Origin of the sequence: Pseudomonas sp. P39-UII1, assembly GCF_039672635.1 — a bacterium.
GTDB lineage: Bacteria > Pseudomonadota > Gammaproteobacteria > Pseudomonadales > Pseudomonadaceae > Aquipseudomonas.
Map to the genome: position 1 here is coordinate 113,623 of NZ_JBDFPP010000014.1, position 15,564 is coordinate 129,186.

The following is a 15,564-nucleotide window of genomic DNA, read 5'->3' on the forward strand; positions in this document are numbered from 1 at the left end:
CCCAAGGGCTTGAATGGGAAATGTATCAGCTAGATGGATGTGTTGGAAAGTGATACAAGCCTGTCTTTCGCTCCAGCCAAGGGACTCAACGACCCGTCTTCGACAGTGATGGGTATGCTTCACGCTCGATTGCCTTGCAGTTGTTCAATTAAAAATTTTTACGTAATAAATCAACGTATTGGTTGATCTTTCGCTTCAACGTAATGGGCGTTTGGATGGCGAATTAGTATGGAAGATCAAAAGGATAAATTGGTTCTATGCCTGATTGATTGCACTTGGGTGTCAATGAAGAATAATTGAGATGTTCTAGTGTTTTGCCTTAATGGGGTAATGGCATCTTTACATCGTTCGTGAATTCGCGTTTTGTTCGATTAATTTTTGTGATACTGTATTGCCATGATTTTATTGGGTGGTAGGTCGGTTAGCTTGCCAATCACAATAATTTCCAAAGTCTTAAATGTTCTCATGACACTTAACTGATGGAGCAGTTTAATGGATTACGACTTCAGTAGGCTTTCAACTCGATCTTTTGAGCAGTTGGTTCAAGCAGTCTCTCTGGCTACGCTGGGGAGTGGGGTGAGTGTTTTTGGTGATGGACCTGATGGGGGACGAGAAGCAACTTTTGATGGTTTACAAGACTTTCCTACAGCAGCTGCTCCATGGAATGGATACGGAGTTATTCAAGCAAAGTTTCGTCAGCGAGCCACTTCAGGTAACTCAGCTTGGGCTGTTAGAGAGCTGCGGGCTGAGCTTACCAAGCTATCTAAGAACTCAGGCTTAAAGAAACCAGAGTTTTATATTTTTGTGACTAACGTTATTCTAACGCCTGTGGCAACAAGCGGGGGGAAGGATCGAATAACTGCGTTAATAGATAAGTACAAAGACCGATTAGGGATCAAGGATTTCAAGATATGGGATTATGATCAGCTTTGCTGTTTTTTGGATCTATACCCGTCCATAAGGAACACGTACAAAGCTTGGGTTACACCTGGAGATGTGCTTGCGGCACTTGTTGAATTTATGCAGCCAAAAACTGCAAGCTTCCGAGACGTTATGCTGAACTTCGTTCAGAAGGAACTTCGTGGTGAACAGTATGTGAATCTTGGGCAGGCGGGTCATAATAATAAGGATAGAATACCACTTGCAACAGTTTTTGTTGACTTGCCGATTCAGCAGTCTGGGGTTGTTAAAGAGTATGGTGCTTTTATTCCTAGTTCTGTAGCTTCAAGGACTGGTAAAGCATCTAACGCAATTGGAAAGTTAAGTCAGATTGCCGGGCAGCTCTTAGATCCTGATTCTATTTCAAAAAAAATGTCCGCTACACCGCATGGGCTAACTCGACATCCAGGTAAAATAGTTTTCATAGGCGGGCCGGGTCAAGGTAAAAGTACGGTAACGCAATTTTTCTGTCAGCTCCACAGATGTGCGTTTATCAGGCAGCACTCTTTGAGGACCCTATCTCACGAAGTCGATGAGGCCTGTAAGCTTATAATTCAACAATCAGGCGAAGAGGGAGTGGAAGCGCCATCTAATGCGAGATTCCCGATCAGGATTGAGCTGAATAAGTTTGCGGCAGCACTAGCTAATGGGGGAAGTACTTCGCTTTTTGGTTTTATTCTTAATAGGATCAAAGAGCGCAGTGAGCGAGATTTGACTAGTGATGATCTTCGTTCATGGTTATCAAATTATCCTTGGCTCATTGCTCTCGATGGGCTGGATGAGGTTCCTGCATCGTCAAATCGTGAGCAGGTCCTGGAAACGATACAAGATTTCCTAATTGATGCCGTAGAGTGCAATGCCGATATTATGTTGGTGGCTACTAGTAGGCCGCAGGGATATGATGATGACTTTTCGCAAAGCAGTTATACGCATTACAAACTAACTGAATTAGATTCCGATCATGCACTGCATTATGCTGAAAAATTAATTAAGAGACGGTGGGGGGATGACGAGGATAAGATTCAAACCTTAGTTGCGCGTATGAAGCGTGCCTGTGAGGATGAGTCAACTACTCGCTTGATGAAAAGTCCGCTCCAAGTGACAATCATGGCTCTACTTGTTGAGTCGTTGGGTGAGCCACCAAAAGAGCGTTGGCGTCTATTTAATGAATATTATCAAGTTATCAATAGGCGCGAGAAGGAGCGAGATATTCCTGCTGCGAAGCTTTTGAATAGTTATCAGGCGGACATTGATTATATTCATCAGAAAGTAGGTGTTCACCTTCAGGTAGAGTCAGAGCGTAGTGGGAAGACCGATGCGTTGCTAACGGAGTTGGAGTTTTCAGATATTATTGATAGCAGGTTAGCTGCTGAGGGGCATCAGGGGAAAGAAGGCGAGCAGTTTAAGAATGATGTAATTGAGGCTGCGTTTGAAAGGCTGGTCTTTTTGGTTGCACCACAAGAGGGTAGAGTGGGTTTCGAAATTAGATCGCTACAAGAGTTTATGGCAGCACAAGCAATTACTTCTGGTAGTGACGCGAATGTTGTCTCTCGACTCAGATCCATTGCTCATGCCTCACACTGGCGAAACGTTTTTTTATTTGCTGCAGGAAGGTGTTTCTACGAACGTCAACATTTAAGGGATAATATATTTGCGATTTGCTCTGAATTGAATGACGGGGGTGTCTCAGACGTAGTTTCGGGTATTAATAAAGCTTTGCTAATTGGTAGTGAGCTAGCTTTAGATATTATAGAGGATGGTGCTATTTCTAATCAGCCTGGCCAGCTCCGTATTTTTACTCGATTAGCTCTACGATTGCTGGATTCACATTCGAAGATGCTTTTTTCTCGTCTTGGACAAGTTTATCGACCTGCTGTGGAAGATTTATTTGTAGAAGCTATTTCTCAGAAGTTGCGTGATCGTTACCCCGAGGCAAGGATGGGAGCTTGGCAAGTCTTACTAGAGCTCGTGAAATCTAATGTGGAATGGGCAGTAGAACTAGCTGAAAGAGAGTGGCCAGTAGATCGAAAGGAAGCTGCGCAAATCGCGGAGAGCAAGATGCCAAGCGAGCCGTCAACGTGGATCGCTCAACGCTGGTTCTCAGCCATTCTTGAGAAAGCTCCGGACTACATGCATTTTCATTATTTGCCTAATTTGGGTGGTTATATGGACTCGCCCGCTGGTGGCTCAATAATCGAGTTGCCAAAGTGGTATGAGAACTTCGCAAGAGCAATGAAGGCGCGAGAGTCATTTACGTTGACGCTGCCTGGAATAGGTCAAAATTTTGAATTTATTGCCTTCAAAGAGACTCTTTTAGAAGGAATTGATTTTGTGCCGGCAGATTCAAACGTCAGTCCATGGTGGCAATGGCTTTGTGATTGTACTTTGTTTTCTTATAATCCAAGTAAGGAGTATCTTGCTAAAATTGTCTTTGATGCTTCCAAATTGATTGAGACCGGAAACTTCAAATTGGTGAAATCTTGGTTGTGGTCCATGCCTTGGCAGGTTTCTTCTATACTTGATTACGGCTATTCCGCAGCCGAGCTTGAAATGATCTCCGCATGTATTTTGCGAGGAGAAATGGGGGATAAGAAAGATTGGTTGGAAGCAACGACTCGCTGGGAAGGTTGTGAAGTAACAATTGCCGATCTAGCATATGCTCCTGAGCATGATCGTCCTTTTGATTCGAATATTGGAAGTGTCGGATTTCCGAGGTGCAATTCGAGTGTCGATTTTCGATTTGGTGATTACGATCCAGACGTAGCTCAAAGTCTATATAAACTTTACCAGATTGCGAAGTCGCGTACTGCCAGGCGAATGATCGCCTGCGGTATCACCATCCTTTGTAACTATGCTGATGATGGGGTGCTTCTGGATCTTAATATATGTGAAGGGTTGGCTGAAATAATTCATGACTCATCCACTGAGTGGCTGGAACCAACTCTCCTAAACATGCTGCCGCTTGAATTCTGGGAGACAGAAGGCGTGCATGCTGTTCTCACAGCTCTGTTAGATTGTTTGAATAAGGATTCAAGTTGGTCCTACGAGCCAACCGAGGTAAATATTGAGGAACTGCAGAGATTTATCGAGAGGTACCCGGAGCTTCCAAATGCAGTTATTTTGCTTTCGAGATTCATTGTGGTAGGTCGGGAAGTCCAGTATCAGAAATCTATTTTTTCAATAGAGTCCATCAGGTGCTGTAACCTGAAGCTAGCGGAAATTTCGATATATTTGGCTAGAAAAGATTGCAGCGCTCGCGACGGAGAGCGACTTGCAATAATTGTCCATGAGATGATAGTGCAGGATATTGGCGTGGGCCATATTTTCGAGATGTTGCGCGAAAGTACCACTGTGACTGATGGGACGCAGAGCTTTGTCTATAAGTTATTAGATATAGCGGGTCCTAGTAATCAGAGTTTGAGACTTCCATGCCTTTTCTTATTAAGGCGCCATCAAAAACGTCATTTAAGTCATGAGCCTGAAAGCCTATGTGCCTAGCATTTATGAGAAATAATGCAGAAAAATTAAATTAAATTAAATTATAAGATCACTTCAGCTTCAATGCCTCGCAGGCACGCCCTGCGAGGCAGCTTGTAACTAGTCGGAAATCTTAGGCGTATGATTTTATGCAGGCTTAAGTAACTTAACTTGATTGGAGGGTAGTAAAGCTTCCAGCTTCTACAAAGAGGCTGCCTAGGATCTAACTGGTCGGCGATTGTAAAAAATATCACCGAAGTAAGCGAAAGCCGCCTGAATGCGGCTTACACACGTAGTCTTTCAATCGCAGAAGCGATAGCATTCGCGTTGGTATCAAGGGCCTGTAGGCAGGTCATGGTGTTTTCGTGGGCATTTACAGACCCACGCTGACGTATCCATGTACTGACTTCTTCGATGGCTGCCCTCAATGCAGTCTGGTTCATGAGCAGCAGTTCCAGGGCGTCAGCGGTTGCAGCGGCCTTATCATGCATGGGCGGCGTCCAGTGTGATCATGAGAGTGGGCTTCAAGCCTACACCAACAGCTCGCTTCATTCCCCGTCTGATCTTATCGCTCTTCCCAGCTTGTCTACCAATTCGGTAAGGCTGATCCCTAGCACTGCACACAAGTCTCTAAGCTGCACGATGTCAAGCCGACGGGGCCCGCTTTCAACATCACTCATGAACGACTGTGGGTGATTGAGCGCCTTCGAGCACTGCACCTGTGTCAAGTCTGCGGCGTTTCTGTGCTTTCTCAGTAGACTACACGCTACGCCAAACGGACCTTCGCTTGCAGCAGAATATCGGCACTGAATCGAGGCTGGAATATCTTCTTGGAGACTGGCCAAAGACGGCCAAGAATGGGTCAGTGCTTAATGCTTCTGGTTGGCCGGCTGCGAGCTGCACAGCACGATTTCAGAATATCTGGGGGCGGGTGTATCCGTCCTGGGGCGTCGCTGGAATCGCTTACTATGAGCTTACAGGGCCATTGGCGGCTTTGGTCACTCCCAAGCCCAGACGCTGCATCACACGCATCACAGCAGTTGGTGACCATTGCCCACCACGAGCAGTGGGTATATTGCGTGCTATGAGGCAGTCAGCTACGGCCTGTAGACTGCTGGCGCCCTTAAGTACACACAGTTCAATGGCGTCCTTGACCAGTGCTGCACGGTCATCTGCCTGCTGACGCTGTGTAGTGTGGCCTTTCACTCGGTTCAGCTGCTTACGGCCCTTCGCCAGCGCCTGTGTGCGGTTCTCTATCTTCTGCACTGCTTCTGCATCACCAGCAGCAGCCCGAGCTTCCAGCGACTTTAGAGCCGCCTTGGTGCGTTCGCTGATGAAGCGGCGTTCTTGTTCAGCAAGTACGGCGTAGATATGAAGCTGGAATGCATCGGCGGTGGGCATCGTTGCTACCCGGAACTCGTGACGCTTCATCAAGCCCGCTATGTGCTCTACGTCGCGGCTAAGCCTGTCCAACTTAGCTACCACTACTGGGTGACCGTCTGCGAACGCTTTGGCCCCTGCTGTACGCTCTAGCGGGTGAATGCCACCAGATACGCCCACATCTTCAAACTCAGCCACTACTACCCAGCCGTGCTGCTCGGCAGCGAACTTGATGTATTCCCGCTGGGCTTCAAGACCCAAACCTGACTCGCCTTGGCCCTTGGTGGATACGCGATAGTAGGCGACAACTTCCATGGCGGGGGATTCCTTGCGGATGGATGATGATGTCACTTTACAACTGTGCCAACGAACGTTCAACCAATGTAAAGGCTATTTTACGCTGCCTACAAGCACGAAAAAGCCAGCACATAGTTGGGCTGATGGGCTGGCTAAGTTGTATTTCCATGTAAATACTGTGGAATAGAGGTGAATGGGGAAGTTGGCTTAGCACCTATAGCGTAAGCCCCCGTAAACACTGGGCTGTAGGCGTGTAGCGGCATCCAGCAGGTTCGAAATGGTGGTCAGCGGGATTAGATATGCCACTAGTTTTCCATTAGTTATCTGGCGGCTGCTGGTTTGCCCTGCTGCTGTGGGGCGCTCCACCATTGGTGGTGCTTGGTTCCCCGACTGAAGTTTGAGTCGGGTGGCTAGTTGCTGGGCAGCTCGCCCTGGGCTGCGTACACCTTGCCCAATCAGCCTGTGTATCAATGCTGCTCCATCGGTTAATCGGCTGAAAACTCAGCCCATTCGCTCCTGACTTTTAGGAGCGTTCTTACATGGGTATCGCCCAAGCTGGAGATACCCCTACGCCGCATCAGCCACTGGATCTATTGCCACTGGTGGGAACTCAAGGTGTGCTGGGTAGCTTTTAAAGCGTAGCAGCGGCCTCGATACATCCGCTTGAAACAGGGCTGTGCCAAGTAGTCTCGACGGCCCTTTTCGATAGCGGAATGTAGGCCATCAAGTAAGCCGGTGCGGGCTGCTTCAACCTGTTCAGCGGTACACAAGTCAAGTGCAAGCAATGGCTGTCATACCTGCTCGGCATCGGCGTACAGAGCAGCGAAGTAATTAGGCCATGTACCCAGCTTCTTGAACCGCTGCTCAACAGGTACACGCACCGTTGGCATCAGAGCGGCCACATCAAGCCAGTTCAGTAGACGGGCTCATAACAAACCCGATGTCGGCACCCGAGAAGGCGTGACAGCAGTGGTCCGTGGTGCTGGCGATCAACAGGCGGTGGTCAGCATTAATGAATTGCTGATTGGGTTTGCCCCAAGATTGCTGCTAGGTCATGTAGGTCTGCAGTTGCCATTCGATCGCTTTCAGCGGTTGGCGCCGCGGCTCAGCGCCGGCTCACATGCCTTCAAAAAGGGCAGAGATGCTGACACCTAAGGCATCGGCAAGTACCTTGATGGCATTGATTGACGGGTTAGCGCCACCGGTCTCGATGCGGGACATGTACGTCCTGGCGAAGCCACAACGATCAGCAAAGGCTTCCTGGCTCATGCCCATGGCAACGCGCAGCTCCCTAACACGGGTGCCGAACTGATGTTGAAGCGCAGGGGAAGGCGGTGGTGCGGGCATTCCCCAATGGTCCGGTGATGTGCTCTAATCGGACACACACTAATCGTGACATTCGTCAAAGGGACTACCTTCCTAGGCTGCCCAGAGGATCATGCAATGGCCGAACTAGCTTCAACTTCCCAAGCGTCCCAAGGCGCGGTGTACTTTAAGCCTGAAGCCATGACGCACATGCTCAGGTTGGTGCTTTCAGATCGCTCCGCAGGAGCTGTCATGCTTGCCCTGTGGTCGAAGGTGGGTGAGGGCGGGACAGTACGGGTTACGCAGGCAGCCATCGCCCATGAGTGCGACATAACCCTTCGCAGGCTTTCTAAAGAGCTCGTTTATCTCGTCGATGGCAGCTGGATCGAATTGGTAGATGTGAGCATCGAACCGGGCGGTCCACTGGTATGCACCATTAACCCTGTAATTCTTCAAGTGATGAAGCCCGAAGAGCTAGCGTAATTGAGTGACGTCTCGTCACGAGTTTATACCTCTTCTATGTTGGTTAAGGTCGGCGGGTGGGCGGTGGTGCACCACACCGCTCTGCACTGTAAAAGTCTCTATATGATGCCTGACGGCATAGTGGTAATAGAGAGGGGGCAGGAGCGAAAGCCCCCGGACTGCTTAGTTTTAAGCTGTAGTTAAATGTAACGTCCCGTTACGGTGTTATGTAGCACAAGAAGCCTATAGAGTTGAAAGCAAGATCAAGAGCGGGAAGGGGGTTCGCCCCTTTCTCCCTTGCTTAATAGAGTTGTTATCTGTGCTTCAGGCACAGGTTGATCTGCTGTGGCGTATACGCCACAATGTAAATATCAATACGCCATATCGTCGTGTCTGAAAGTTAACGTGCCATATAGTATGGTAGGCGCGGTTTGCTATTTCCAGACAGATAGGAATTAATCTTGATTCTAGGAGCTCCCAGCGGTGCGATTATATCCACCCTTGGGCCTCAGCGTAGTCAAGGAAGTGATCACGTCCAGATGGCTCGGGGTAGTAGTCAGTTTGCTCATCTGTATCGTACCCTGAATGCTCTATGTCAGGGTCGCCTTCAAGCTCGCCCACTAACTTGGCTGATCTTTTCAATAGCGTACCAAGTGGTTCTTTGCCATAATCTGGCACTGCCAGCTTCCAGAGAAATCGTAATGTTGCGTAACGTTGCTTAGTGCGAGCGACTACTGCATCTTCACTCTCGTCATCTTGTCTAATTCCATGAGTTGCCATGTGCTCGGATACATATTCTTCGGCCCTGCTTCTGAGGTCTGACGCAGCACTGAGCATAAAGTCAAAGCTTGAGCGAGGTGAGCAGTCATCAATCCAGTCTGCTATAAAGATTACTTTGTTACCTTCTTTGGTGGCCCGTTCTCGTGCTTTCGCTTTAATGCGTTTGATGGTGTCTTGACTGTAATTGCTCTCGTAGTAGCCGCTTGAGCAGTTCCACGTGCTGCGGTATTCCTGGTGTAGGATTTCGCGTAGTTCGTAGTCCCTAATGCCGTTGATGCGGCAAGCAAGCGCATACGCTCTTTCGAAGGTTCTATCAAACGGCTTGAGTATCTTTGGCGCTTTGTGCGATGTTTTCTTAGGTTTCACAATTCCCTTCGTTAATGCCTTGATGCGTCGCTCAGGTAGGCCTGTCACATCTTTGATCTTGTCGTAAGCCATTCCTTCCTTGCGAAGTTCGATAGCACGATGCTCGGCGGGAGTTGTTGGTGTGATGTTAATTGTACTCATGGTTCGTCCTTGATTTAATTGTGTGCGGGTGCAAGTCTCCGATGTTCCGAATGGGAAGAGGGCGATTGGACTGGTTGCAGGCAGCACGAAGCCCGCTCTGCTCAGTGACCAATTGGCTTGAGTGGCCTCACTGTGGGGTTTAACATTTGAGCTAAGCGGTAGCCGGTTTGATGTGCCAGCTACCGTTAGGGTGTACTTCGTCCAGATCGGTGCATAAGGTCACCCTGGGCAACATACGTACATGTCGTTAGCGCTTCACGTTCTACTTACATTTAGACGTGCTCTAGCTTATAGGCGCGGGCGAGTAGCTTACAGCCCGTCGCGACCGTTCATGGCGATATATTTCTGAAGCCAGGTGAAGCCTTTGCCAGTCAGGAGCGGGAGCGCCTTAAGTTCAACCACACCCGTCTTAGCGTTCTTGTACATGCCTAACTTCACCTCAAAGTAGCCTGCATCCAGATACCGTTGGTATGGCATGTTCTGTTGGTGCGGGCGACTCATCAGAATCTTGTGGTCACGAAGGTAGTCGAGAAAATGCGTCCGCCCAGTGCCTAAGAGCTTGGAAGCCTTCGTTGGATTCAGCAGATTGTCACATTCGTAAACCTTGTTGTAGAAGTCAACCTTCTCGGCGTCTTCCGTAAGCTGTTGCTCCAGCGTTTCGACTTTGTAAGCCAGTACACACGCAAGGTTCAATGCGCCGCTCAGACTGTTCGGTAACGCAAGCGATCCAACCTTGTTATCTGCTTCCAGTTCATGCCAGCGGTCGATGACTACTGCACGCATGGGGATGCTGTAGCCCGTGAGCAAAATATCTGTCTCACGACGCGGCAGCTTGTAGCAAGGCTGCACCCGTTGAAGTGAGTCGGTGTAGGTGTCAGCAAATTTGCTTTGATCTACCGCCTCAAGCTCTCCAAGCATCTTGCGGATGTCACGCATGACATCAGCATGGTTCTTACCCGTCAGCTCTGCAATTTCCAAGCTTGACATGGTGGGAAAATGAACGATGGCCCAATCACCACCTGCCATAAACTGCTGCTGATTAGGTGTCGAAACCCAATGTGCCGCGATAGTAGATTTTTGTGCTGCGTTTTCGTAACTTTGTGTTTGATACATTAGTTTTACCTAATTTATTTTTTGGCCAAAAGATGCCCGTGCTCGTGATGTGAGCAGTAAATGGTGGGCGTCAATAGCAGGTTTGCTTAGTTTTTGTGTTGAAGAGAAAATGTAACTTATTGTGGTGTCAAGGCATATTTTTCGTCTCTTTGGTTTGTTGGATTTATATGTGCTCGATGTTTTCTGGATTATGGTGGTTTGGTCATTGGTGTGCTCTATGTTTTGTTTGGGTTTTTAGGTGTTGTTGTTCAGTGATTACATAATACTTGTGTCTTCCTGGTTTCGGTGGTTGCAAGAACTATCTATGCAAGTTTAGATTTGGCTAAGACTTTGTTTTGGCAGTTTTTTGCTGAAGTCTTAAGTGGCAGTTATTAGTCGTTGCTTTCGTGTCTGGGTGGCTATCCTCTGTTTGTTGGTCGCCATCCTACTTGAACAAAAAATCTGCGCAAGTTCATATCCCGTAAAAGACCGAAAATAAATTTAAGCCGCTGTGTTGTATGGCCTGTTTGATCAATACCACGTTTACGGTTAAAAGTTAATTTATGTGGTTTGAGGCCTCGTAAATTGGTAGGTATAGCTTGGCGAACTGCCGTTACGGTTGACCTCAGGACCAGAGCAGGCGGGTAGTGGTCACGTAATCCCGAAGAGGGGGTTGATGCAGTCCAAGGCATCTGCCATTGCCCTTACAGGACTACGGCTGCCGTACACGCTAAACGTCACTGACCCATCCTTGTGGCCGGCGATACGCTTGATCAGCGAGTCCTGAACACCTGCATCACGCAGATCGTCGATGAGCGTGTGGCGGAAGCCTTCAGCGGACGAGTTACTGAAGGGGCCTGCATCACATTGACGATTCGCAGCTAACGAAGCAGACCAAGATGTCGAATGCACCCTTAAGGCCAAGACCACTACGTGTATTCATCAGGCAAGAGACCGGCGGCCCTTGCAAGGCTTGGAAGCTTCTGTATTTCTTGGGCCATCCGGGATAACGGGTTGACGCCGTAGCTGTCACCAATGTGCCCAGACGCATGGCCTGTGATCCAGTCACTGACTTCTTTCGGTATACCGTGTTCTCTCGCAAGGGTTTTGAAGCTGTGTCGGAACGCGTGGAGTGGATTGCGGCCTGGTTGGTACACCCCGCACCGTTGAGTGATGGGGCGCCATGACTTCGAGACGATCCCCGCGAAGCCGTCCGAGACCTTCACCAATTGTGGGAAAACGCGTGTTCCAGGCGCGCGACCTATCACGAGCGTCAGTAAGCCAAGGGCGATCAGATCAGGATGGACAGGGATCTCCCTGCGGCTGCTGTCAGTTTTAACAGACTTGTCGGGTCGGTCGTCGATAATCCGAATGAACCACGAGCCACCTTCATGCTGGTGGACATCCTCTATATAGAGTTGAGCCAGCTCTTCGCGCCGGGCACCAGTGTATGCAGCCATCAGCGGTATCCAGAAGACCGCGCTTCCCGGCCGGCCCTCAGCGTGTCGAAGCTGCTGGAAGTCGGTGTGGCTGAATAGCGAGACCAGTTCATTCCAGCTGTATCCACGGTTATCGTCCAATCGGCGTTTCGCTTTGCCCGACCCCAGCCGCTTGTGGATTCGTGACGCAGTCACAGGATTCGTTTCAACCAAACCAGAATCGACGGTGAAGGCCATCACCGATGACAGTCGCGCCAGCAGCAAGCGAGTGGACGAGGTAGCCAGTGGCTTAACTTTGGCATCAGCAGGCTGGATCAAGTTCGCAGCGAACGCATGGATATCTGAGGGCTGAATCGAGGCGATTGGCCTGTCGCCCATGTCCGAAATGTACCGATTGACGGCACGGCTGTAGTCAACCGCATGGCGACGCGAAACGTACTCAGACCTACCAGACAGGGAGATGGACTGGACGTAACGGGTGAGGGCTTCTGACAGCCTTATGGAGCCTTTTTCGAGGGTGGGTATTAAAGGCGTAGGTATACGCTGACCTACCGTCTCTGGCTTGCTGGGGGCAGCGTAAAGGCCTTGGCGGGCATCGTTAAACAGCCTCTCGGACTCTGCATACGCTAGGGCAAATGCAGCCTTCGCTTGCTGGTGGTGTCGGGTGTTCAACGAGCGGCGTATCTCGGTCTTGCCGATGATTTGCCTGAGGTCATCAGGCACCCTGCGACGTAGGTAGTAGATGCCCGAGTCGGGGTGCCTGAATGGTTGTGCTATCAGTGCCATGTGTACCAGCCTTGTGTATCAGTGGGCTGGGAAAGGTCATCGCTTACGTGGTTATCATGCGTCCTGATTGGCCGGCTTGCTGACGCGGATGTCGCCTTTTTCCCGCACCCAGAACAACGTAGCCCCGGCCACCGCCGCCGGCATCATCAGCACGTTCACCCCTGGAATCATCAACGCCAGGTAGGTGATACCGCCAAACCCCAGCGACTGCCAGCGCTTGCTGCGCAGCCAGGCGAGCATGTCCTGCCAGCTCATTTTGTTGTTGTCCGCCGGGTAGTCGATGTACTGGATGGCCATCATCCACACACCGAACATCAGCCACAGCGGCGCGGCAATCACGTTCACCACTGGGATGAACGACAGGATGAACAGCGCGATGGCCCGTGGCAGGAAGTAGCCGAGCTTGCGCATCTCGCGGCCGAAGGTACGGGGCACCATCGCCACCAGCTCACCCCAGCTGAACGCCGGGAAGTGGTCTTCGCCACGCACCACGACTTCGACTTTTTCGGCCAGGAAGCCATTGAATGGCGCAGCGAGGATGTTGGCCACCAGGGTGAAGGTGAAGAACACCATCAATACCAGCAAGGCGACGAACAGCGGCCAGAGGATGTAGCTGAGGAAGCTCAGCCAGTTGGGCAGGGTCGGCATGAGGGCATCGAGCCACAGGCCGAACTGGTGGCCGGCGAAGTAGATCATGCCGCCGAACAGCAGCAGGTTGATCGCCAGGGGCAGCAGCACGAACAACCGCAAATTGGGGCTCAGCACCAGTTTCAGGCCTTCGCGCAGGTATTGGGGGCCAGAGAGGACGGGGGCTTGCATCGAGATACTCCGCAGAGAAGGGAAAACGCGCTGACCTTACCGGCTTTGCCGCGCCGACGAAAGGTGAGCAAGGTTCGGGAAACCGGCTGTAACAAAAGCCTTGGAGCCCCTGTCAGAGGTGAAATTCACATATAGAGGATGCCTATGAGGTGGATTGTCGAAGGATATTTCCTTAATCTTTGCCACCTCGCTACAGTGCGCTCAACTTTACGGTTTCTGGACCTGCGCGTTGTAGCCTTCCCCAAGTGCTGCGTGGGTCCTCTTTAATTTCCAGCTGGCGCAGCCGGTCTACCGATGCCGGCCCCTGCGGCCCGCTCGACAGGAGTTCGACATGTCTGAAGTACGTCATTCGCGCGTCATCATCCTCGGTTCCGGCCCTGCCGGTTACAGCGCCGCGGTGTACGCCGCCCGCGCCAACCTCAAGCCGCTGCTGATCACCGGCATGCAGGCCGGTGGCCAGCTGACCACCACCACCGAAGTCGACAACTGGCCGGGCGACCCCCATGGCCTGACCGGCCCGGCGCTGATGCAGCGCATGCAGGAACACGCCGAGCGTTTCGAGACCGAGATCGTCTTCGACCACATCAACGCTGTCGACCTGGCCAACAAACCGTTCACCCTGCAAGGTGACAGCGGCAAGTACACCTGCGATGCACTGATCATCGCCACCGGTGCCAGCGCGCGTTACCTGGGCCTGCCTTCGGAAGAAACCTTCATGGGCAAGGGCGTTTCGGCCTGCGCCACCTGCGACGGTTTCTTCTACCGCAACAAGCCGGTCGCCGTGGTCGGTGGCGGCAACACTGCCGTTGAAGAGGCGCTGTACCTGGCCAACATCGCCAGCAAGGTGACCCTGGTACACCGCCGCGAGACCTTCCGTGCCGAGAAGATCCTGGTCGACAAGCTGAACGCCCGTGTTGCCGAAGGCAAGATCGAGCTCAAGCTCAACGCCACATTGGACGAAGTGCTGGGTGACAACATGGGTGTGACCGGCGCGCGCCTGAAGAACAACGACGGCAGCAGCGACGAAATCAAGGTCGACGGTGTGTTCATCGCCATTGGCCACACCCCGAACACTTCGTTGTTCGAAGGCCAGCTGACCCTGAAGGACGGCTACCTGGTGGTCCATGGCGGCCGTGAAGGCAACGCCACCGCCACCAACGTCGAAGGCGTGTTCGCCGCAGGCGACGTGGCTGACCATGTCTACCGTCAGGCCATCACCTCGGCGGGTGCGGGTTGCATGGCGGCGCTGGACGTCGAGCGTTATCTGGACGGCCTGGCCAACGCCTCGTTCTGATTCAGGCATGAAAAAAAACCGGCCATCTGGCCGGTTTTTTTATGCCTTTGATGTGCTGCGGCTGTGCCGGCCTCATCGCGGGCGAGCCCGCTCCTACAGGCTCAGGCGCATCGACAGGTCGACCGCCTTCACATCCTTGGTCATGGCGCCAATCGAGATGTAGTCCACGCCCGTCTCGGCAATCACACGCAGGGTGCTTTCGTTGACCCCGCCACTGGCCTCGAGCTTGGCCTTGCCGGCAGTGATGCGCACCGCTTCGCGCATTTCGTCCAGGCTCAACTCGTCGAGCATGATGATGTCGGCACCGGCGTCCAGCGCCTGGCGCAGCTCGTCCAGGCTCTCCACCTCGATTTCCACCGGCTTGCCCGGGGCGATGCGGTGCGCCGCCGCGACGGCTTCGGGCACGCCGCCGCTGGCAGCGATGTGGTTTTCCTTGATCAGGAAGGCGTCGTACAGGCCGATGCGGTGGTTGTGGCACCCGCCGCAGGTGACCGCGTACTTCTGCGCCAGGCGCAGGCCGGGCAGGGTCTTGCGGGTGTCGAGCAAGTGCACCTGGGTGCCCTCGACCAAGTCTGCGAGCGAGCGCGCACGGGTGGCCACACCCGACAGCATCTGCAGGAAGTTCAGCGCGCTGCGCTCGCCGCTGAGCAACGAACGGGCCGGCCCTTCAAGGTGGAACAGCACCTGATTGGCCGTGGCGCGTTCGCCATCGACCACCTGCCAGTGCACCGCCACGCGCGGGTCGAGCTGGCGGAATACGGCATCGACCCAGGCGGTGCCGGCAATCACGCATTCCTCGCGGGTGATGATGGTGGCCTTGGCCAGGCGCTCGGCCGGGATCAGCTGTGCGGTGATGTCGCCACTGCCTATGTCTTCCAGCAGCGCGCGGCGCACGTTGGCTTCGATCTCGGCGGTCAGGTCGGCAAGGCGTAGGTTCGGCATGGTCGGCTCCACAAGCTAGGTGCCGCCGATTATAGGGCAGGGGGG

Annotated in this window: 12 protein-coding genes and 1 pseudogene; 3 read left to right on the forward strand and 10 right to left on the reverse strand. The window is 52.0% G+C overall.

What is annotated here, in order from left to right:
* Positions 1 to 492: 492 nt before the first annotated feature.
* Entirely contained in the window at positions 493 to 4,437 is a 3,945-nt protein-coding gene (locus ABEH27_RS18380) for a hypothetical protein (RefSeq protein ID WP_346614938.1), read from the forward strand.
* A 263-nt stretch (positions 4,438 to 4,700) separates the two neighbouring features.
* Here the strand turns inward: ABEH27_RS18380 and ABEH27_RS18385 are convergent, their stop codons facing one another.
* From ABEH27_RS18385 to ABEH27_RS18400, 4 genes are all read right to left on the reverse strand, one after another.
* Positions 4,701 to 4,907: a hypothetical protein gene (locus tag ABEH27_RS18385; RefSeq protein WP_346614939.1), complete on the reverse strand. Its 207-nt coding sequence runs from the start codon at positions 4,905 to 4,907 to the stop codon at positions 4,701 to 4,703.
* Between the two features lie 57 nt (positions 4,908 to 4,964).
* Positions 4,965 to 5,228, reverse strand: a complete 264-nt coding sequence (locus ABEH27_RS18390) for a helix-turn-helix transcriptional regulator (RefSeq protein WP_346614967.1) — start codon at positions 5,226 to 5,228, stop codon at positions 4,965 to 4,967.
* 154 nt (positions 5,229 to 5,382) lie between these two features.
* On the reverse strand, positions 5,383 to 6,111 hold the full coding sequence (locus ABEH27_RS18395) for a recombinase family protein (protein ID WP_102690281.1): 729 nt from the start codon (positions 6,109 to 6,111) through the stop codon (positions 5,383 to 5,385).
* A 1,098-nt stretch (positions 6,112 to 7,209) separates the two neighbouring features.
* Positions 7,210 to 7,440 carry a helix-turn-helix transcriptional regulator gene (locus tag ABEH27_RS18400; protein WP_182375533.1) on the reverse strand — a complete coding sequence of 77 codons (231 nt, stop codon included), beginning with the start codon at positions 7,438 to 7,440 and terminating at the stop codon, positions 7,210 to 7,212.
* 96 nt (positions 7,441 to 7,536) lie between these two features.
* Between ABEH27_RS18400 and ABEH27_RS18405 the strand changes: the two genes are divergently transcribed.
* Positions 7,537 to 7,881, forward strand: a complete 345-nt coding sequence (locus ABEH27_RS18405; protein ID WP_182375534.1) for a hypothetical protein — start codon at positions 7,537 to 7,539, stop codon at positions 7,879 to 7,881.
* Between the two features lie 468 nt (positions 7,882 to 8,349).
* On the opposite strand, the gene ABEH27_RS18410 is transcribed toward ABEH27_RS18405, so the two are convergent.
* The 5 genes and pseudogenes from ABEH27_RS18410 to cysZ form a co-directional block, all read right to left on the reverse strand.
* Positions 8,350 to 9,147, reverse strand: a complete 798-nt coding sequence (locus ABEH27_RS18410) for a hypothetical protein (protein WP_346614940.1) — start codon at positions 9,145 to 9,147, stop codon at positions 8,350 to 8,352.
* Positions 9,148 to 9,456: 309 nt separating this feature from the next.
* Positions 9,457 to 10,260, reverse strand: a complete 804-nt coding sequence (locus ABEH27_RS18415) for a phage regulatory protein/antirepressor Ant (RefSeq protein ID WP_346614941.1) — start codon at positions 10,258 to 10,260, stop codon at positions 9,457 to 9,459.
* Positions 10,261 to 10,890: 630 nt separating this feature from the next.
* A pseudogene (locus ABEH27_RS18420) lies at positions 10,891 to 11,067 on the reverse strand (integrase); the annotation flags it as partial.
* 101 nt (positions 11,068 to 11,168) lie between these two features.
* Positions 11,169 to 12,464, reverse strand: coding sequence for a site-specific integrase (locus tag ABEH27_RS18425; RefSeq protein ID WP_096009895.1), 1,296 nt, complete (start codon positions 12,462 to 12,464; stop codon positions 11,169 to 11,171).
* Positions 12,465 to 12,518: 54 nt separating this feature from the next.
* Entirely contained in the window at positions 12,519 to 13,283 is a 765-nt protein-coding gene (gene cysZ / locus ABEH27_RS18430; RefSeq protein WP_346614942.1) for a sulfate transporter CysZ, read from the reverse strand.
* A gap of 331 nt (positions 13,284 to 13,614) precedes the next feature.
* On the opposite strand from cysZ, the gene trxB reads away from it, so the two are divergent.
* The gene (gene trxB / locus ABEH27_RS18435; RefSeq protein WP_346614943.1) at positions 13,615 to 14,577 is read left to right on the forward strand and encodes a thioredoxin-disulfide reductase; all 963 of its coding nucleotides are present in this window, start codon (positions 13,615 to 13,617) and stop codon (positions 14,575 to 14,577) included.
* Positions 14,578 to 14,670: 93 nt separating this feature from the next.
* Here trxB and nadC read toward each other — a convergent pair whose 3' ends face one another.
* Positions 14,671 to 15,519 carry a carboxylating nicotinate-nucleotide diphosphorylase gene (gene nadC / locus ABEH27_RS18440; RefSeq protein ID WP_346614944.1) on the reverse strand — a complete coding sequence of 283 codons (849 nt, stop codon included), beginning with the start codon at positions 15,517 to 15,519 and terminating at the stop codon, positions 14,671 to 14,673.
* Positions 15,520 to 15,564 lie beyond the last annotated feature (45 nt).